The 20,001-nt window shown below is 36.9% G+C and carries 18 protein-coding genes; 4 read left to right on the plus strand and 14 right to left on the minus strand.

The genetic code is table 11. From position 1 onward, the window contains the following. Positions 1-138: 138 nt before the first annotated feature. Genes A5844_RS09995 through A5844_RS10005 form a run of 3 tightly spaced genes read right to left on the minus strand, consistent with a single transcriptional unit; the run spans position 139 to position 4,397 of the window. Positions 139-2,016 (minus strand): ABC transporter ATP-binding protein, encoded by a 1,878-nt coding sequence (locus tag A5844_RS09995; RefSeq protein ID WP_086285037.1) that lies wholly within the window; start codon positions 2,014-2,016, stop codon positions 139-141. After that, positions 2,013-3,740 carry an ABC transporter ATP-binding protein gene (locus A5844_RS10000; RefSeq protein ID WP_086285038.1) on the minus strand — a complete coding sequence of 576 codons (1,728 nt, stop codon included), beginning with the start codon at positions 3,738-3,740 and terminating at the stop codon, positions 2,013-2,015. Before A5844_RS10000 ends, A5844_RS09995 begins: the two co-directional genes overlap by 4 nt. 15 nt (positions 3,741-3,755) lie before the next feature. After that, entirely contained in the window at positions 3,756-4,397 is a 642-nt protein-coding gene (locus tag A5844_RS10005; RefSeq protein WP_086285039.1) for a TetR/AcrR family transcriptional regulator, read from the minus strand. Positions 4,398-4,602: 205 nt separating this feature from the next. Between A5844_RS10005 and A5844_RS10010 the strand changes: the two genes are divergently transcribed. Together A5844_RS10010 and A5844_RS10015 are read left to right on the plus strand one after the other, a co-directional pair. Continuing rightward, positions 4,603-4,911, plus strand: coding sequence for a rhodanese-like domain-containing protein (locus A5844_RS10010; protein WP_086285040.1), 309 nt, complete (start codon positions 4,603-4,605; stop codon positions 4,909-4,911). A gap of 133 nt (positions 4,912-5,044) precedes the next feature. Next, complete coding sequence (locus A5844_RS10015; RefSeq protein WP_086285041.1) at positions 5,045-5,665, plus strand: NAD(P)H-dependent oxidoreductase; 621 nt, start codon at positions 5,045-5,047, stop codon at positions 5,663-5,665. Positions 5,666-5,835: 170 nt separating this feature from the next. Here the strand turns inward: A5844_RS10015 and A5844_RS14310 are convergent, their stop codons facing one another. Together A5844_RS14310 and A5844_RS10025 are read right to left on the minus strand one after the other, a co-directional pair. Continuing rightward, positions 5,836-5,997: a hypothetical protein gene (locus tag A5844_RS14310; RefSeq protein WP_086285042.1), complete on the minus strand. Its 162-nt coding sequence runs from the start codon at positions 5,995-5,997 to the stop codon at positions 5,836-5,838. A gap of 12 nt (positions 5,998-6,009) precedes the next feature. After that, entirely contained in the window at positions 6,010-7,032 is a 1,023-nt protein-coding gene (locus A5844_RS10025; RefSeq protein ID WP_086285043.1) for a lactonase family protein, read from the minus strand. A 141-nt stretch (positions 7,033-7,173) separates the two neighbouring features. Between A5844_RS10025 and A5844_RS10030 the strand changes: the two genes are divergently transcribed. Both A5844_RS10030 and A5844_RS10035 read left to right on the plus strand, forming a co-directional pair. Further along, positions 7,174-7,536, plus strand: coding sequence for a PTS glucitol/sorbitol transporter subunit IIA (locus tag A5844_RS10030; protein ID WP_086285044.1), 363 nt, complete (start codon positions 7,174-7,176; stop codon positions 7,534-7,536). Next, positions 7,536-8,690: an AI-2E family transporter gene (locus A5844_RS10035; protein ID WP_086285045.1), complete on the plus strand. Its 1,155-nt coding sequence runs from the start codon at positions 7,536-7,538 to the stop codon at positions 8,688-8,690. Before A5844_RS10030 ends, A5844_RS10035 begins: the two co-directional genes overlap by 1 nt. A gap of 164 nt (positions 8,691-8,854) precedes the next feature. Here the strand turns inward: A5844_RS10035 and A5844_RS10040 are convergent, their stop codons facing one another. The 9 genes from A5844_RS10040 to arfA all read right to left on the minus strand — a co-directional run bounded on the left by A5844_RS10040 (position 8,855) and on the right by arfA (position 19,611). After that, entirely contained in the window at positions 8,855-9,289 is a 435-nt protein-coding gene (locus tag A5844_RS10040) for a hypothetical protein (RefSeq protein WP_086285046.1), read from the minus strand. An 84-nt stretch (positions 9,290-9,373) separates the two neighbouring features. Then, positions 9,374-11,230: an LTA synthase family protein gene (locus A5844_RS10045; RefSeq protein ID WP_086285047.1), complete on the minus strand. Its 1,857-nt coding sequence runs from the start codon at positions 11,228-11,230 to the stop codon at positions 9,374-9,376. 314 nt (positions 11,231-11,544) lie between these two features. Further along, complete coding sequence (locus A5844_RS10050) at positions 11,545-12,513, minus strand: glycoside hydrolase family 43 protein (protein WP_086285048.1); 969 nt, start codon at positions 12,511-12,513, stop codon at positions 11,545-11,547. Then, positions 12,510-14,042: an alpha-N-arabinofuranosidase gene (locus tag A5844_RS10055; protein WP_086285049.1), complete on the minus strand. Its 1,533-nt coding sequence runs from the start codon at positions 14,040-14,042 to the stop codon at positions 12,510-12,512. The genes A5844_RS10050 and A5844_RS10055 overlap by 4 nt, the downstream gene beginning before the upstream one ends. Continuing rightward, the gene (locus A5844_RS10060) at positions 14,039-14,614 is read right to left on the minus strand and encodes a DUF624 domain-containing protein (RefSeq protein WP_086285050.1); all 576 of its coding nucleotides are present in this window, start codon (positions 14,612-14,614) and stop codon (positions 14,039-14,041) included. The genes A5844_RS10055 and A5844_RS10060 overlap by 4 nt, the downstream gene beginning before the upstream one ends. 4 nt (positions 14,615-14,618) lie before the next feature. After that, positions 14,619-15,482, minus strand: a complete 864-nt coding sequence (locus A5844_RS10065; protein ID WP_086285051.1) for a carbohydrate ABC transporter permease — start codon at positions 15,480-15,482, stop codon at positions 14,619-14,621. Between the two features lie 11 nt (positions 15,483-15,493). Beyond that, complete coding sequence (locus A5844_RS10070; RefSeq protein WP_086285052.1) at positions 15,494-16,390, minus strand: carbohydrate ABC transporter permease; 897 nt, start codon at positions 16,388-16,390, stop codon at positions 15,494-15,496. Between the two features lie 431 nt (positions 16,391-16,821). Further along, complete coding sequence (locus tag A5844_RS10075; protein ID WP_086285053.1) at positions 16,822-18,093, minus strand: ABC transporter substrate-binding protein; 1,272 nt, start codon at positions 18,091-18,093, stop codon at positions 16,822-16,824. A gap of 12 nt (positions 18,094-18,105) precedes the next feature. Then, positions 18,106-19,611, minus strand: coding sequence for an arabinosylfuranosidase ArfA (arfA, locus tag A5844_RS10080; RefSeq protein WP_086285054.1), 1,506 nt, complete (start codon positions 19,609-19,611; stop codon positions 18,106-18,108). Positions 19,612-20,001: the final 390 nt, after the last annotated feature.

Below are 20,001 nucleotides of genomic sequence, written 5' to 3' on the forward strand. Positions count from 1 at the left end.
ATTCTATCCATATGTAAAGGAAAAACCGCAAATTTTATACTAGATTTCCCTCTATAAATTTGCGGTTTCCATAAAAATTATAAGTTATTTTATGATTGTCTGAACTCTGTCAGATTGAGTATTTCATCGACAAATATTTTATGTTTCGTCTTCTTCTGTAAATTGACTATTATATAAATCTGCATAAAATCCGTCTTTTTCCATTAATTCGTCATGGTTACCTGTTTCAACTATAGATCCATGATTCATGACGATAATATTGTCGGCATCACGAATAGTTGAAAGACGGTGAGCCACAACAAAGCTAGTGCGATTTTCTAATAAACGATTCATGGCTTTTTGGATCAAGATTTCTGTCCGTGTATCCACACTTGAAGTGGCTTCATCAAGAATCAAGACATCTGGATTCGCTAAGAATGCTCGAGCGATCGTGATCAGTTGTCGTTGTCCTTGTGAAATATTACTTGCATCTTCATTTAAGATTGTGTCGTATCCATCGGGTAACTTGCGCACGAATTCGTCCACATGAGCTGCTTTTGCTGCTTCAATTACTTGCTCATCTGTCGCATCGTCATTTCCATATTTGATATTATCGTAAATTGTTCCCGTAAACAACCATGTATCTTGTAGAACCATTGAAAACTGTGCACGTAAGACATCACGAGAAACATCCCTTGTATCTACCCCATCGTAACGAATGCTTCCTCCAGAGACATCATAGAAACGTTCTAATAGATTGATCAACGTTGTTTTACCTGCACCGGTCGGACCGACAATAGCAACCATCTGTCCTGGCATGACGTCAAGATTGAAATCTGTCATCAGTAAATTATCTGATGAATAGCCAAATTGGACATTTTCAAAACGTACTTTGTAAGGTGTATTTTCTTCAACTGGCAAACCTGATTTTTCATTGGTCATTTCTTCTTCATCGAGCACTTCAAAGACCCGCTCAGCTGATGCTACTGTGGACTGGATCGTGTTCATCAAACTCGCTAATTGTGTGATTGGTTGAGAGAATTGCGTCGTATATTGCAAGAACGCTTGAACATTCCCTAGCGTCATATTTCCGTTTGCTACTTTGATCCCACCCAGGACTGCAACAAAGACATATCCCAGATTTTTTACGAAATTCATCAAAGGCATGATGATTGCGGAGATAAATTGAGCTTTCCAGCCTGCCGCGTAAAGATTTTCATTTTCTTTTTCAAAGATTTCTTGGTCTTGGGCAATATGGTTGAATGTTTGAACGATCGTATGCCCGCTATACGTTTCTTCTACTTGGTTATTCAATAGCCCTAAGCTCTTTTGCTGATCGGCAAAGAAAATTTGTGATTTAGGAGCAATGACCATCACGATGATCAAGCTCAACGGAATCATCAAAAGGGCTACTAACGTTAACTGCCAACTGATGGATAACATCATGACGATGACCCCAATCAAAGTGACCGCGCTCGTTACGAATTGTGTCAAATTTTGTTGCAACGTACTAGCAATATTATCCATGTCATTGATGGCACGAGACATGATATCACCATTTGTATGCGTATCATAATAAGAAATTGGTACACGATTCATTTTTGCCTCTAAATCATGACGTAATTCATAAACAGTTCGTTGAGAAACTCTTGTCATTATAAATTGTTGTAAAAAATTAAAGACAGCAGAAATCAAATACATCAAGATTACCGTGACGATGATTTGGGCAATTTTATCAAAATCAATAGGAAACTTTGTCACTTGCTGTCCTGCTTGCATCTGTCTTGCACCTAACATCACACCATTGAAAATCTCAGTCGTTGCTTTCCCTAATACCTTTGGTGTTTGTATTTGGAAAATGACTGCGGCAACTGCTAAGACAAATACAGCAATGATTGCGACTAATCGTTTAGACATATAGCCAAATAACCGTCTGACGGTTCCCCAGAAATTTTTTGGTTTTTCTCCTTTTGCACCAATATGGCGTCCTGGACCACCACCCATAGGTTGAGAAGGTCGATTGGTTCCTTTACTCATGCTAAGTCCTCCTCTCTTAGTTGTGAACTAACGATTTCTTGATACGTTTCATTCGTCTCCATTAATTCTTTGTGAGTTCCTTTTCCAACGAGTCTGCCTTCATCTAATACTAAGATGGTATCGGCATCCATGACCGTGCTGACACGTTGTGCCACTAATACAGTGATACTATCTTTCATATTGTCCTTCAAAGCCTGACGAAGCTTGGCATCTGTCTTAAAGTCTAATGCAGAAAATGAATCGTCAAAAACATAGAGATCTGCTTCTTTCACTAATGCTCGAGCAATTGCTAAACGTTGCCGTTGTCCACCAGAGAAGTTTCCGCCACCTTGTTCCACATGGCTATCAAGCCCTTCTTCCAATTCTGAAACAAAATCTTTTGCTTGTGCAATCTCTAAAGCTTTCCAGATGACTTCATCGGTTGCATCCGCTCTTCCGTATTGCATGTTTTCACGGATCGTTCCAGAAAATAGAATCGATTTTTGAGGAACAAAGCCCATCAAATCGCGTAAGTTGTACTGTGTCATTTCATCAATTTTCGTCCCATTGATCATGATCGTTCCAGATTCAATATCATACAAACGTGGGATCAAATTGACCAAAGTTGTCTTACCAGAACCAGTTCCACCGATGATAGCAACGATTTCACCAGATTTTGCAGAAAAATCAATATCTTCTAAAGCTAGTTTTTCGGCGCCATGGTAACGGTAATTCACATGTTGGAATACCAAGCTTGCGTCTTTACCAGCTAAAGCCACTGATTTAGGTTCTTTAGGATCACTAATGCCCGCTTCTTCTTCTAAAACCTCATTGATCCGGTCAGCAGAAGCTTGCGCCCGTGGGACCATGATAAAAATAGCAGATAGCATCATAAAGCTGATCAAAATTTGCATGGCGTAAGTCATAAACGCAATTAGATTTCCGACTTCTAACGTCATATCCGCTATGTAGTGTCCTCCAAACCAAGTAATTGCTACGTTTGTTCCACTCATGATCAAGGTCATCAATGGCATCATCAAAGCCACGATCGTGTTTACTTTGATAGCAGTATTCGTGTAATCTTTGTTAGCTAAGTCAAAACGATTTTCTTCAAAGCGTGTTTTGTCAAACGCACGGATCACTCGCACTCCTGTTAATCCTTCACGAAAGACTAAGTTCAAACGGTCGGTTTTCTTTTGCATACTCTTGAATAATGGTACGGCAAAATACATGATTCCACCGATCAATAGGATCATGACAGGAATGACGACTAAAAATATTTTTGTCAGTTGTTGATCTTTTTGATAAGCCAAAATGCTGGCACCTATAAGCGTAATCGGTGCATTGATCATCATCCGTAAGAACATTTGCATCACCATTTGGATTTGAGTAACATCGTTGGTGGTACGTGTAATCAGCGTTGCCGTACCATATTTATCAAATTTATCTTTGGTTAGGCTTTCCGCTTTCTCATAAACTTCTGTTCGTAGTTGTTTGCCAAGTTTTTGTGATTCACGTGTGGCAAAAAAAGTGTTGGCAATGGCAGCAAAAATACTGATCAACGAAAAACCAATCATGACGAAACCTGTTCGCCAAATGTAATCCACATCACCTTGTGCGACTCCTTTGTCAATGATGTTTGATGTCAGTGTCGGCAAATAAAGATCAGATAATACTTGAATCACCATGAAGACTGTTGCAGCAATTGCTGAGGTCAATGAGATCCGTTTTACGATTTTTAACATCCGTTTCCCTTCTTTCTATTTATATGCACCGTTTTTTAACCATGCAAGTTTCAATTTAAATTCTTCAATCGCTTTTTCAACAGAATATTCCCCAGAATGCGAAAACGATTTATAAGAATGAGCGATCGTAGTAAACACTGTACTCATAATCAACTGGATCAGCAACTCCATTTCATAGTCATTGTTGACTTTTAAAGTTGTCCGATCAATCAAACTAATCAACTCATTTATCTCTTTTCGATGTTTTTTATGGGGAGACGAATGGTCATGGGTATGAGGAATGACCTTTCTTGATGCTCGATAATCCATATTCATAAAAAGATGTTTATAAAATAGCGCATTTTCCCCTTCTAGAATATCTCGAATCATCTTCGTGAAGTAAAGTTCAAAGCCTGCAAACAAATCTCCATTTGCTTCTTTCATGATTTGGATCATATTTCTCGTACTATTCTGACGGACCATTTCAAAATAGTAGAAATACAGATCTTCTTTATCTTCAAAATATTGATAAAAACTTCCTCGGGAAATGCCAGAGAGTTTGACAATATTGGCAATTGAAGCATCCTTTAACGGTACTCTTGAGAATTCGACCTTTGCTGCTTGTAAAAGTCGTTGTTGCTTTTCTTCTGGTAAATGAAAAAAAGTCTGTGTCGGCATATTTCTCTTCCTCCTCACAAAAAATGACACGCTGTCATATGACACCTTGTCATTATAACATTGAGATTTAGTTTTGCAAGTTATTTTCACTCTTTTTTCATATATAACAATCAAAATTAAAAAAGGTATAAATTCTTAGTATTTATTTGAATGAAAGGTTATTTCCTTCTAAAATAGGGACATTATCTATAAAGGAATGAAGCCCATGAGCCAATCAATTACAGTGAATGAACTCCATTTCATTTACAAAAGAGAAGAGACAGTTATTTTAGATACGCGAAAAACCTCAGACTATGTAAAAAATCATCTGAGTAATTCCCTATCCATTCCTGCTAAATATTTACCTGATTATTTAAAAATCTTCTCTCCTGAAAAAAAATACTATGTTCTTAGTGAAAAAGATGAACATTCAAAAATCATCACAGATTATCTTGCCAAACAGGGATTACAGGCAACATATATCATGGATGCAAATACTTTGTTTCAAGAATCAGAGTTATCTGAGACTTGCTAAATGAGCAAATACAGAATAAAAAATATTCATCTTACTTTTTATTAGTAAAAAAGCTTGATACCCTTTTCTCTTTCAAGTACACTAGCATTGTTAGTCTACAAAAACTGACATTTTAGTCAAAAGGAGAGAGCATATGGCATCATTATTAGTAATCAAAGGACATCCATTAACCGAACAAGAATCACGTTCTGTTAAAGCATTAACTACTTTCTTAACAAGTTATAAAGATAATCATCCAGACGATGAAGTGACTGTATTAGAACTTTACCGTGATGATATTCCAGAAATTGATGAAGAATTACTTTCTGGCTGGGAAGCGCTTCGCGCAGGGACTGTATTTACTGATTTATCTGAAAGCCAACAACAAAAAATTGCTCGCTTCAATGAGCTGACAGAGCAATTCTTAGCGGCAGACAACATCGTTATCGCAAATGCTTTATGGAATTTAAATATTCCAACGAAATTAAAAGCATGGTTTGACACGATCAATGTGGCTGGGAAAACTTTCCGCTACACAGAAAACGGTCCTGAAGGGTTAGTGACTGGTAAAAAAGCGTTGCATATCCAATCAAGTGGTGGCATCTACAATGGGCAAGATTTTGCTTCACAATATGTGAAAGGCATTTTGAATTTTGTCGGAATCGATCAAGTAGAACAACTATTCATCGAAGGTATTGATTACACACCAGATCGTGCAGAAGAGTTGATGCAAGCAGCTTTAGATCAAGCAGTAGCTTTGGGAAAAGATTTCTAATTTTCTAATATAAAATAGTAAGATTATGACATAAATTATTTATCCGCCTACTGTTTCATTCATCAGGTAAAAAAGACAGAGAACCAGAAATAGCTAATCCTATTTCTGGTTCTCTGTCTTTTTTGTGTTATATCCGTCGACCTAGTCTTAGCATCTTTCGTATATTTCTTTTAATTTTCTACATTTCTGACATAGTCATCAAAATATTTGATTAAATCATTTTTAATTTTTTGATACTCTTCTTCACTGTATTCTTTATCTTCTAATTTCCCTTGAAAAAACGGAATTTCCAGTTCTTCACGTAATCGATCTAATACATCATCTCTTCTCATTTTCCATGCTCCTTAATCGAAGTACACACAGACACATTCGGGTGCGTATACATCTTTTTGTAAAAGTGTTAATTTCCCAGTAGTTGCATCTCGTTTGTAAAGGGAAAGATTATCCGTATTTTGGTTAGCACAAACAACATAGTTATTGTCTGAGTCTAAAGCAAAATCTCTTGGAAAGTCTCCTTCGGTAGATATAGTCTGAATGGATTCCAGTTTTTCGCCATCTTCTGAAATAGAAAATACGGCAATGGAGTTATGTCCTCGATTTGAGGCGTAAAGGAAACGTCCGTCATTGGAGATCCGGATCGCTGCACCACCATTTTCTCCTTGATAATCTTCTGGCAGTGTACTGATTTTTTGCAACTCTTTGAACTGTCCTGATTCCTTATCATAAGAAAGAACACGAACAGTACTATCTAACTCACCAAATAAATAAGCGACGGTTTCATTACTTGGATGGAACACTAAATGACGTGGACCTGTTCCTGGTTCGACTGATAACTCTGCAACTTTCGTTAATTTCCCTTGATCGTCAACATCATAAGTATACACACGGTCAGTTCCTAGATCACAAACAACTAAGCGTTGATCTGGTGTTAAATCAGTGTAATGAACATGCGCATGGTTTTGATTTTCATGAGGTCCAGTGGCTTCTTGGTGGAAAACAGCATCCGTTGCTTCTAATCCACCATCTTCTAAGATGCGATACACATTTACTTCACCTTTATGATAATTAGCACCGTAAACTAGTTGACGTGCTTCATCAACCGCTACATAGCATAAGGGCGCACCAGATTCTGTTACCGCATTCAAAAAATTGTACGAATCATCATATGACCCTACGCCACCTAGACCATCCCTACTCGTCACTGTATAAAGATTTCCTGCTTCACTCTTGGTAAGATACGTTGGACTGGTTTCCTTTGTTACTAATGAAAGATTGTTCAATTCTTCTTTTTGCGTATCTAATTCGATATGATAGATCCCTTCGCTTTTTCGTTTTGTATATGTTCCTAGAATGATTCTTTCAATCATTTGACCCCTCCTCAATAATGATACTTTCTTCCTTTTTTATTCTATCACATAACCATTCATGAGGGTAAACAAAGAGAATATGTTATACTGTTTTTGTAGCTATTCAAGGAACGATATTTACGTAGTAAAGGAGAGAAAAAGATGATTCACGCTATAATCAAAGAAGTAGGCACAGCTGCCTTTTCCGAAAAAGAACCCCTACTGATTTTATTTGATCAGTCCGCAACTGCTGCACTACGCAATTACTCGATTATCCAAGAAATCACATCAGAAGTAGCTTTCTCGCTACAAATAGGAGACTCTATCTCTTTTGATGAGCAAGAATACTTGATTGAACATATCGGACCACTAGCCAATGACAATTTGACAACAGTTGGTCACAGCACATTGATTTTTGGTCAACAATCAGAAGAAAATAAAATTGCAAATGGTATTTATTTATCGCCTTATCAACTTCCGAAAATAAAAGTAGGAACAAAAATCGTCTATAAGCAGGTGAACTGATGGAAGAAAAAAATAAAAAGACTAGACCCGTCTCTTGGTTCTGGCGATGGTTCTTAAACAATCAAGTGGTCACGTCTTTATTAGTCGTACTCTTGATCTTACTGATCGTTTTTTTGTTTACAAAAGTATCCTATCTCTTTGAACCTGTTTGGCAATTTTTAGCCATTGTCAGCTTACCGATTATTTTAGCGGGTATCTTATACTACCTGATGAACCCAGTCGTGGATTATTTAGAAAAAAGACAAGTTTCCAGAGTCTATAGTATTATCGGTCTGTTCATCGTTGTTGTTGCCTTGATTATCTGGGGATCAGTAGTGATTATCCCGAAAATCCAAGAACAAACCGTCAGCTTTGCCAGCAACTTTCCTCAATATGTTGATACGATTGATACGAAACTAACGGAAATTTTGCGAGATCCACTCTTTAATCAATTTAGAGATCAGTTGGAAGCTACGGGCGATCAATTGATGAGCTCGGGAAGTGATATCCTTAAAGATCTCTCAAAAAATACTGTACAAAGTTTAGGAAGTTTTGTCGGTGCTGTAGCAACAGTCATTGTTGCATTACTGACAATGCCATTTATCCTATTTTATCTATTAAAAGATGGCAAACAATTAGCCCCTTATATGGTGAAATTTTTACCGACACGGATGCGCAAACCTACTTTAAAAGTGCTATCTGAAATGAATAGTCAAGTTTCCTCTTATATCCGTGGTCAACTAACGGTAGCTTTTGCCGTTGCAATCATGTTTATAATCGGGTTTGCCATCATTGGCTTAGAATATGCCGTTACCTTAGGGATCGTAGCTGGATTTCTAAACTTGATTCCTTATCTCGGCTCATTTTTAGCAATGATTCCGGCAGTCTTTTTAGCCATCGTTGCAGGACCTATCATGCTAGTCAAAGTACTGATCGTGTTTGTAGTCGAGCAAACGATTGAAGGCCGTTTGATTTCACCACTTGTTTTGGGTAATCAATTATCGATTCACCCAGTTACTATCTTACTTGTCCTATTGACCTCAGGAAAGCTTTTTGGGATCATAGGTGTGATCTTAGGGATTCCAGTATACGCAGCAGCTAAAGTACTGGTACAACACATCTTTGAATGGTATACAACCATTTCTTCTCTGTATGAAGAAAAAGGGAAAGAATAAAGGGAAAAGCCAAAACGGTTAAAGTATTTCAGAAATAGCTTAATTAAAAATAAGCCGGTGAGTCTCGAAAATAGTAAATCTATTTTCGGATTCGCCGGCTTGTTCTTTTAAAGCTACGCACATAGACACAGTTTCATTTGTTTCGATTTAGCTCTATAGATTGATTATTTTTTCAATAACAGATTCGTCATTTTTTGGATAGCTGCAGAAATATCGTCAGTTGCTTGATCTTGTTTTGCTTCAGCAGCATTAAATAATTCTGCATCTACACCCTTTTCAAGCTGGATACTTTGAGTCATTTCTTCACAACCTGCTACATAAGACAAATAAGCTTTTTCAAATTTTTTATGGATTCCCATTGCTTTTGCGGGTGGACGAAGTGAACTGATTTTCTTTAACAATTCACGATATTTTTTTGTTCCATTTTCAAATAGCTCAACGGTTTCTTTTAATTCCTCATGGCTTAATTCCGTAAGTTTATTTTGATCGATTGCTTCTCTGATACGTTCGTATTTTGGGTGCATGCTTTCACCGATTGTTTCTGTCTCTTTTACGATCTGATCGACAGATTGTACATAATAACCGATATTCGGTACCATTGTTTTTCCCACTTTCTATGTTTAGATAGTATCTATTTTACTTTGTTTTTCCACTGAAAAACAAGTAATTGAAAAAATGAACCGTTACTTTTCGTAAAAACCATCATTCAAACTATATTGTTTCCCGGAAACAATATCATATTGAATCAATTGATAGTCTTCGTATACTTCTTCTTGCGCTTTATTCAGCTGTGCTTCACTTCTCCATTGACCTTGTTGGTAATACAATCCTCGTTCAAATGCCGGAAGGATATCAGCCATGTTTAATAATAATTGATAAAAACCTGTGGTCTTTAGATTGGTTTGTTCCAAAAGATTCGCTGCAAAGTAAAAAGGACTGGTAACGGCATCCTGCGTATCTTTATTTTCTAGCTTTCCTTCGCTATCATACATCAAGAATTGTGTCTCATGTAACAGCTGTTTGTCATTTTTGTTTTGGATCTCTTCAGAATAAATTCCAGGTAAATGATCACCCCAGAAAACAACTAAGGTTCGTCTAGGTAAGTCTTTTAGTTTTTCTGTAAATTCTTTTAACGCTTGACTACTATACGAGATATCTCGTACATAATTTTCCAATGTATCCGTGCCACTCCCATCATCTGTCGTGGCAGAATAAGGGATATTCGAATATTTCCCTCCATAGGGCATGTGTGTCTGCATAGTCACTAAATGAACGAATTGTGGGGCTTTATTTTCCTCCAAGTGTGTCATGATCTCTTGATAGGCTGATTGATCAGATATATAAGGATTATTCTCAATAGTATCTGTATACTCCATGCTTTTCTCGCTTAAAAACGTGTCGAAACCTAACGTTTTATAGACATCTTCTCGTTTATACATGGAAGTATTGTACGGATGGATAGCTGTCGTTTGGTAATCTTGTGCTTTCAATGTAGAAACTAAAGAGGGTAACTGATCCATTTTAGGAACAAGCATCGTATACGGAGTAGTCAGTTGAGTATTGAACAATGCCATGGAAAAGCCTGTCAGTGCCTCAAACTCAATATTCGCTGTTCCTCCACCATAATTTTGCGAGAGCATATTCCCACTGTATGTTTGATTCGCCACTGCATAATAATCTGCTAATGGATCGCCAGAGATGTTCACTCCATTTAATCGATTGGGATCAGAGAAGCTCTCACTCATGACATAAATAATATTGGGTTGCTCTTCACTTGCCGTTTTATTTTTTTCATTCGCTAACTTCTGATATTTTTGAGTGATCTCTTCGATTTTTTCTTTAGAGTATCCTTTTGGCTGTTCCATTGGTTCTACTTTTAAATTATATAAAAACCCACCAATAAAACCTGTATTATAATAGTTCATCTTTTGACTATAAGGAATCCATAGAGCTGTTTTGTTATATGCTCGGCGTAACAGATTATCTGGATTATTGAAATGACTAAAGTATCCAAGCAATAAAAGTGTCGATGCTAAAAGGAACATCCGATTGATCTGGAATTTCCGATCCTTTTTTAGACTGCGATAAATCGCCCAAATCAATCCACTAAAGGCCACTAGGATCATTCCTGCAAGTAATATAAACATCGTAGTCCCTGTCATATCTTTTAACAATCCAAATTCCGTGATCATTTTCAAATCGTCTGGATAAATAGGCTCTTGTCGGTAATTCATTTTCATGTAATTCGCAAAACCTAAGATCCCAATTGTAACACTATAAAAAAATGCACCAAAAAGATAAGAACCAGTAATAGCCATCAAAAATAAAAGTAACGTTAGCAAAACCAGACAAGCAAGTAAAAATTTTTCTGTATGCCACGAAAAAGCAAATTTCAAGGCCAAATCAATCGAAAGATTATTTTGACACCATTGTAGATACAGATTACTCAGCATCACTAATAGTATTACGCCTAATCCCATCGAAATCATGGTCAATATCTTTCTTTGCTTGATCGATAATTTATTTAAATATCTTTTCAAGAGTGTACTCCTTCGTTTTTTCTAAAACTGTTTCTATCATTTATTTTATTCTAGTCGGATATAAATTGAAAGCAAAGCTAAGAAATAGACACAAAAAAAGCAAAAATTGTTCAAAAAGCTTTGACAATCAATCTACAGATACAAAAAATAAACCGAAGAAACTCAAAAAATCGAACAAACGATTTTTGGATCCTCCGATTTATTCTTGGAACGAAAGGTGCAGTCTCAACTTCATTTTTATGATGTATGTTACTCGACATGAGACAAAGTTATCTAACCACTAATTCCTAATGGCTTTGCTCATTACTCTAAGTTCATTTTATTACTTCAGCATAAGGTTCTGGTTCTCCAAATAAAGGAAAGCCTTGTTCATCCCAAGTAAATACTTGTGCATTGGCATGACGATTAGGATTATCTAACGGATCAATTCCCTTATTTTTTTCAGGACGAGCATGGTATACTAGCACATCTTCTGTTCCATCTTCTGAGACCGTAAAAGAGTTATGTCCTGGTCCAAACTGTCGGTTTTTTTCTGAAGAAACAAACACTGGTTCTGGTAATTTATGCCATGCAAAACTATCTAACGGATCTGCTGATTCATCCATCCATAACATGCCCATTGCGTAGTTTTCATCTGTCGCACTTCCTGAATAAGTAATAAAAATTTTTCCGTTACGGATAATGACCGCAGGACCTTCATTGACCGAAAAGCCTTGCTTCTCCCAGTCATATTCGGGAATAGACAATAATAGTTGCTGGCCTTTCAATGTCCAAGGATTTTCCATTTCAGATAAATAAAGATTGGAATTTCCAGGGATTTTAGGCTCAAGCTGCGCCCAAACGTAATATAAACGATCTTGATGTGTAAACACTGTGCCGTCTAAACTGAAATGATCGAAAGCAGTTATGATCTGTCCTTTTTCCTTCCAATTAGTATTCATTGGATCAACTGATTCATTTTCAATGACGAACATGCGATGATGATGATCTTTGTCTCTTATTTCTTCATGATCACTCGCAGCAAAATAAACATACCATTTCCCCTGAATATAATGAATTTCCGGAGCCCAAATTAATTGGCTCATCGGACCAGATTCATGTGCATGCCAAATGAGCAATGTTTCTGCCTCTTGAAGCGTGTCAATGCTTTTCGCTCGCCTTAGTTCAATAGACTGATATCCAGGTAAGGAACCTGTAAAGTAATAATAGCCATCTGTATGTTTGTAGATCCAAGGATCTGCTCGTTCTAGTACGATTGGATTTTTATAGGTCGTTTTTCTCATAAAGGTTCCTCACATTTTTTTATTCTGATCACATTCCACGAATATCCTTCGATAATGAATTCAATCCTATTTCCACCACCAATATTCACCTTCTCTTCTTTCGGCAAAATTACATGAGGTGTATCTATCGTATTTTTATCTAATAGATTTTGACTTTTCAAAACAATCTGCCTTGCTTCTTGCGCAAGACAAAAGTCATGGTGAAGATTGATCTCACTTGCTTCTTTTGTACGATTGACTAAAAAAATCACTAACTCAATATCATTTACAACGATGACACTATCAACCACCGGTACATCCTGCACTTTTTCACAATCATATGTTGGGCATACTATGCGCTGATCTAGTACATGCCCTTTAGCGTAGGTTGCCAAGTGTTGCATTACGTAATAAGTGGGGTTCAGCCAAGCTATCCCACCTTTTTCTGTCAAAATCAAAGGGATCGTGTTCACGAGTAAAGATTGACAAGCAATTTTTACCCTATCAGCATGTCTGAGGATAGCAAGACCTAATGTCCCAAACAAAAGAGTATCTTCCATAGTAAAGTGACACCAGTCAATCGGTGACCCTACTTCAAATGGTTGATATACTTTTTCAGGTTGTCCATGGACATTCCATTCATCAAAAGCCAAGTACATTGTTTTTTCACTTCGTAGATATCCTTTTACATAATCACAAGTCGCAATGATTTCATCAATCTGTCGATCAAAGCGATAGGCTTTCGCTAAGTAGGTTGGTGTATCATCTCGTTCTTTCTTCGGCGGTTTGGTCAAATCTTCTTCATCATACTTATCGATATAGTTATGCAAAGCAATATAATCGACATTCTCGTAAGCCTGCTCTAAAGCAATCCGATCCCACTCCGGATAAGTCTGTAAAAGTGGTGTCGAACTCCCCACTAAAATCGTTTCGATCGAATCATCCACTAGTTTCATCGCTTTTGCCGCTTCATTTGCTAATCTCCCATACTCATACGCACTCTTGGCTCCGATCTGCCATGGGCCATCCAACTCATTGCCCAAACACCAAAGTTTGACATCAAAAGGATGCTCTTGACCATTTTTTTTTCGTCTATCACTCCAATAGGTTCCTTCTGGAAAATTACAATATTCTACAAGATTTTGTGCTTCAGAAATCCCCTTCGTTCCCAGATTGACAGTCAAAATAGGTTCAACGTCGATTTGTTTGATCCATTGAAAAAATTCATGAAGTCCAAATGTATTTGGTTCAATCCCTTGCCAAGCAAGTTCAACTTTTCGTGGGCGCTCTTCAACTGGGCCAATCGTATCTAACCAGTTATACCCTGAAGTGAAATTACCACCTGGGTAGCGGATCACTCCTAATGATAAATCTTTTACGTAAGTCAGAACATCTTGTCGGAATCCATGATTATCTGCGCTAGGATGATCTGGCTCATAGATTCCTGAATAAACAACACTTCCCATATGTTCTACAAAAGAACCAAACAAACGAGGACTGATCGCTCCTTGATCAAATCCTTGACGAATCTTTATTTCTACTTGCTTCATTGCCATACTCCTTTCACCCTTTGATTATTCATAAGTTGGTAGATGAGACACCAAACACCACCAGCCAGCAGAAAAATAATTGGCGGAAACATAAACACGAATAATGTAAAAGTCAATAACACCACACAGCAAAGACCATTTTTCAAAAAATTGATCAAAACGAACATAGTGCTTTCTTGAAATAATCGGACAATGCTCTGTTGCTTACTTTGACTTAAACATATCAGCCAAGAAAGGAGAAACATCGTATAAATGATCATCACGACATAGCCACTGACCACTAAAACAATCGAGGATTCTTGTACCATGAGATTCGTCAAAAAGTAGATGCTACCTGTTAAAAAACTCAATACTAAGTTGATTCCCAATTTCTTTTTAAATCCTTGCCAGAAAAAAAATACTACTCGACCACTTTCCCCATTTGACCAATGTGTCATCGTTTCAAATACAGCAGCACTTGCAGGAATAACTGTAATAATCGGTAATGATACAATGACCCAAAGAATCCCCAGTAGAATATAATCAGAAATTTGGATAAGCTGACTGTACCATTTGGTTTCGACAAATTTCATCTTCTCACTCTTTCATTCCAGACATTGCAGTTCCTTGAACAAAATACTTTTGGGCAAAAATATAAATAATCAGTAGAGGTAGCATAGAAATCACTGTTCCTGCCATAACTGGTCCATAAAATGAAATATTTTGACCGGTAAACAAAGCTAAACCTGCTGGCAGCGTACGCATTTTGGAACTAGTTGTTAAGATCAATGGGTAGAGTAAATCGTTCCAACTATTCATCAATGTAAAAATACCTAATGACAATAACGTTGGTTTGCTAAGCGGTAACATGATCTTCAAAAAAATCTTGAACTCGCTTAATCCATCAATACGTGCGGCTTCTTCTAATGAATCTGGTAAAGTAATAAAGAAAGAACGCATCATAAAAATACCAAAAGCGGTCGTCATACGTGGGATAATCAACCCTGCATACGTATCTAACATCCCTAAGAAATTAACTTGGATAAAAAGTGGAATCATAAAAACTTGAAAAGGAATCATCATCGTCAAAAGTACAAAATAAAATAATACAGATTTTCCTTTAAAACGCATCCGTGCAAACGCATAGCCAGCAAGTGAATCGAAAAAAACCGAAGTAATAACTGTTCCACCAGCAAAAATGACTGTATTTTTGATATAGTCCAATAAGGGAATCGTAGACCAAACTTTGATGTAGTTATTAAATGTGTATTCATCCGCAAAAATCCTAGGTGGAAAAGAAATAATGTCTTTCTCATACTTAAATGAGGAAATAATCAGCCATAAAAATGGAAAAGCAATAATCAGTAACACCAAAAGCATTCCTATTGTTCGTAACCATTTTTTTCCATCAACTGTTTTTTGTTTACTTGTTGAAATACTTGTATAACTCTCTGAAAGCATCCGAATCCCCCTTATTTCATTTGTTTTTCTTTACGTGACATATACAAATTGGTTGAAATGGCAATCGCTGCTATGATCACAAACAATACAGAAGACAACGCTGAAGCATAGCCCAATTCATAAGGAGCAGTGAAGCCTCGGCTGTAGATATATTGCACGGCCGTTTCTGTTTTAAATTGCGGGCCTCCATTTGTCGCTACATATACTTGGTCAAATACTTGCATGGACCCAATTAAATTAGTCAAGATACAAAATCCAAGTGAAGGGATGATCTGTGGTAAAGTAATATTAAAAAATTGCTGACGATTCGTTGCCCCATCCATTTGTGCCGATTCATAAAGAGAAGGAGAAATCCCTTGGATGGCAGTGATCAAAATGGTCATTGTTACACCGAAGTTTTTCCAGACAGTCATAATAGCGATTGTCGGCATCGCTAACGTTGGATCACGAAAGAATTGTGGGATAGGCAAACCCAATTGAGAAAATAAATAAGGAATTGCACCGACGTTTGGATCAAGTAACATGGAAAAAATAATCGCAATAGACGTCAATGAACAGATTACAGGGATATAAAATGTAGATCGGCAAAAACGATTAAAACGAGTATTTTTTGACAGTGCAACTGCTGCGAGTAACCCCACAATAATCTGTGTCGGTGTTTCTAGCAACGTAAAATATAATGAATGAAGCAACGAATTAATAGCTCGTTGGTCACTAAAAATACGTAGGAAATTACTCGACCCAACAAACTCTCTCGAAGTAAAGAAGATATTCAGATCTGTAAAACTAATAGCGAATGTTCCTAATAATGGTACAACAGTAAACACGAGTAGAATCAAAAAAGACGGCACTAAAAACAAGTATGCCGCCCGATCAGGACGATTCCAATATCTAGCAAATGCCTTCATGTGTATACACCTCTTTTTATAGGTTGTGTCAGCAGCGTTTTGACCTGAGCAGTAAGACGGAATCTCAGAAAATAGCTTTCTATATTTTTTGAGATTTTGGCTTAGTGCCGAAGGTCAGCTGATGGAATACCGTTTGTCTAGGTTGTGAAAGAAGCGTTTTACTCCGAGGCATAAGGATGAAAAATACAAAATGGTTTTTCACATTTTTTATTTTTTGACTTATGTCCAAGGAGTAGCTTCTTGAATACCGTTTATCTAGGTTGTGACAGCAGCGTTCTGACCTGAGTAATGAGACGAATATTGAGTAAATAGATATCCTATTCTTCAATCTTCGTCTTATTACCGAGGACAAAACCTTTTGAATACTTATTATTTTGTTCTAAGAAACCTAGCAAAATAGATATCATAACTGTGAAATAATAAAAAACACATTATTCTTTCAACATTTGATTAATTTGTTTATCTGCATCATTCATTAATTTCTCAGGATCTTCACCTGCTAATAATTTTTCAATCAATGGATTGATGATGTCATTATTGATAGCTGCAATTTTTGTGAAGCCTGGCAAGTAAGGTTTTGCATATTCCATTTGTTTGGATAGTTCTGTAACGATTGGATCATTTTTGACTTCTTCATCATTTTCTACAGAAGTCAAATATGCTGGAAAACCATTCTCAATACTCCATTTTTTTCCGATTTCGCTTGTATTCCAATATTTCAAGAATTCATAAATAGCTTCTTTTTTACTACTATCTGTACTAGCTGGAATTGCATATCCCACTCCATCTAGAATAGCTGTTTTTTCACCCGTACTACTTTCTTGCGGTAACGTGGTCACACCGTAATCGATCTCATTCGCTTTTAATCCATTGTTCAACCATGGGCCATTGATTTCGATTGCTAATTGTCCTGCATTCATCAAGTTATCCATCTCTGCACCAGAAATAGATTCTGGTCCCGCTTTATCGGTGTGGATCATTTGTTGGATCGCTTTTAATGTCTTCAAGTTTTCTGGCGAAGCAAATTCCGACTTAGTATAGTCTTCATTCACAAGTTTGCCTCCATTGGCTAACATCCAGTTATAAAGTGGCGCAGTCCCATCTTTATTGAACACGAAGCCAGAAACATTTTTTTCACTATTTGCTAGTTTAGGTGCCATTTCAGTCAGTTCTTTCCAAGTAGTAGGCGGTGTTGCATCATCTAGACCCGCTTGCTTGAATAGATCCTTGTTCCAATACATGTACATTCCTTGAACTTGCATAGGGATGAAATACTGTTGGTCATCTACAACTCCAAGATCAACAGCGGTATCTTTGAAATCACCTTTATCCACTCCTTTATAATCCCAAAAATCATCTACTGGTTGAACTGCACCATTTTCCACATATTGAGCAAAATCGGCATAATTCAAAGCAACAAAGTCAGGCGCTTTTTTTGATGAAATAGCTGTTGGAAGCTTCTCATTCAAATTGGCCCAAGTCATAATATCCATTTCAATCTTGATATTTTTGTCATTGTTTTCATTAAAATCATTGACGATTTCTTGTAATATTTCCCCATCAGAAGCGGTAAAACCATTCCAAAACGTTAGTGTGACATCTTCACCATCTTTACTTTCAGATGAAGCACCACTCCCACAAGCACCTAACAAAGTTGTTGCAGCTAATACTAGTGAACTGATAATGATTTTTTTTCCTCGCATGATATATCCTCCTTAAATTTTAGGGACTACACTCATTCTAATCACATTCCATGATAGCGATTTCAATAAACAATGGATTTGTTGATCCTTTTGTTCATAAGCGGTGGACTTGACTGGTTTAATTTGTTCTTTATCTGGTTGATTGACTGTCTTTATATCATGACCAGACATTTCTGAAAAATCGCTCACTTCCGTTACCTGGATATCGGAAAAATCAAGCGATAATTCCATGTTTTCTTCCCCTCTGTTAACGGCAAAAACAACTAATTCATTTTTGTCATCATTCATTACAGCTATACTTTCTAGATAGGGTACTTCCTCAAAGTCGCTCGTTGAATAACTATCTACTGTGATTTCTGGTCGTAAAGCAACTCCTTGACCTAACGTTGCTACTTGCATGAAAGGATAATATATCGTTTGGCGCCATGCAGAACCATTTTCTTCTGTCATAATGGGAGCAATCACGTTGACCAATTGAGCTAAACAAGCAATTTTTACACGATCAGAATGTTTCAACAAAGTGATCAATAAACACCCTAAAAGGAGTGCATCTTCAAAATTATAGTGATCTTCTAATAAAGGAGGAGCCACTTGCCAAGGTTTGACTGTTAAATCATGCTCTGCAGAATGATACCAGATATTCCACTCATCAAATGACAAATTGATTTGCTTCTTACTATGTTTTTTTGCTTTGATCGCATCACACATTGCGACCACCCCAGAAATAAACTGATCCATATCTAATGAACGAGCCAAATAATGCTTTAGATCATCAGTCGGATTTCCATAGTATTGATGCAAAGATAAATAATCAACTTGCTCATATGCCTGATCAAGCACTGTCAACTCCCACTCACCAAATGTCGGCATACTGCTACTTGAACTTCCACACAAAACAACTTCTATCGAGTCATCCACTAATTTCATCGCTTTAGCAGTCTCTTCTGCCAAACGACCATATTCTTTAGCAGTTTTATGACCGATTTGCCAAGGACCATCCATTTCATTCCCTAAACACCATGTTTTGATCGCAAATGGTTCTTCTTGTCCATGTTCTCGTCTTTTTTCACTCCAATAAGTCCCACTAGGATAATTGCAATATTCGACAAGATTTCTTGCAGCATCCAATCCACGTGTTCCAAGATTTACTGCCATATTGATCTCTGCTCCGACTTCTTGACACCATTTTGCAAACTCATGTAACCCTACTTGATTGGTTTCTATGGATCTCCATGCGAGATCAAGTCTCTTCGGACGCTGATTCCGAGATCCAATACTATCTTCCCAATCAAATCCAGATACGAAATTCCCTCCAGGATATCTGATCAATGGAACAGATAATTCTTTCACCAACTCTATGACATCTTGACGAAATCCTGCTTGATTAGCAGATGGATGTGAAGGTTCATAGATTCCTCCATAGACAGCACGTCCCATATGTTCGATAAATGAACCGTACAATCGGCGATCCACCGTTCCTATACCCTGTGTACGATTGACTGACATTTTGGCTTTCATGTTTCCCCTCCTTTAATTCATAACTGAATAATACTCTTCTCTTATACACATCTAGATGTGTATAAGAGACAGGTGTACGATTGACTGACATTTTGGCTTTCATGTTTCCCCTCCTTTAATTCATAACTGAATAATACAGATGTGTATAAGAGACAGATTCATAACTGAATAATACTCTCCTTTGTAAGCTGTCTCTTATACACATCTAGATGTGTATAAGAGACAGATAATACTCTCCTTTGTAAGCGTTGTCAATAATATTTTAATTAAATATAAAAACTATTAAACCTATATAATTAACACATATATTAATTATATATATTTTTATTTATAAAATACATACTATATTAATATTTATGTTAATATATAGAAGAATAATAACCCTAATCG

It is taken from the genome of Candidatus Enterococcus wittei (assembly GCF_002140175.1).
GTDB classification, from domain to species: Bacteria; Bacillota; Bacilli; order Lactobacillales; family Enterococcaceae; genus Enterococcus_B; species Enterococcus_B wittei.